Raw genomic sequence first — 655 nt, forward strand, 5'->3', positions numbered from 1 at the left:
CCCCACAGTGCAGCCAACCTGCCACTGGCCTGACGCGGCGAGGCGCCACGGTTGAGCAGATTGACAACCTGGGCGCGCAAAAATCGATTGTCATCGAGTTTGCGCGGCTTTGGACGAGCAAGACGCCCGCGGCTGGCCTGATCAGCGTGATAGGCATCGTAGATACCATCGACGCTGTTGCGTGCGATTTCACGACTGATAGTGGATTGACTACGACAGACTATCTGGGCGATACGCCGGTGCGAATGACCTGCCCGCAGGCAATCGGCAATAAGTAAGCGTTCCGCCAGCCCTAGCCGCCGACCAGCGCCAACACGAGATACATCACCAGGTGTTATCCGACTGCGGGTATTCATAGTGGTTAAACTAGCCCGCCGGTTATACACCGTGGTTGTGCACACCCCAGCCTGCGCGGCAATCTCGGCAACACTATATGAGCCGGCCATAAGCATCTCGTAGATCACGCGATGCTTATCCATCATCGATAACTTCGGGCAGTGCGATTGGTGCTGGATCTCAATTCCGGCTTGTCGCGCCCACCGCCTGACAGTTGGTGAGGGTATCCCTAACTCACGTCCAACTGCGCTTGCTGATGCCCCGTTGGCGATGTGTTGAAGCGCAATCGGTTTGATGGCACTGTATTTCGTTCGGCGGG

At 57.4% G+C, this 655-nt stretch carries 1 protein-coding gene; it reads right to left on the minus strand.

Going from position 1 to position 655, the window contains the following annotated elements:
- Positions 1–655 (minus strand): helix-turn-helix domain-containing protein (locus HMPREF2849_RS10980; RefSeq protein WP_141764548.1); only part of this gene is annotated, 655 nt, incomplete at both ends.

The organism is Corynebacterium sp. HMSC073B01, assembly GCF_001838255.1.
Taxonomy (GTDB): domain Bacteria; phylum Actinomycetota; class Actinomycetes; order Mycobacteriales; family Mycobacteriaceae; genus Corynebacterium; species Corynebacterium jeikeium_D.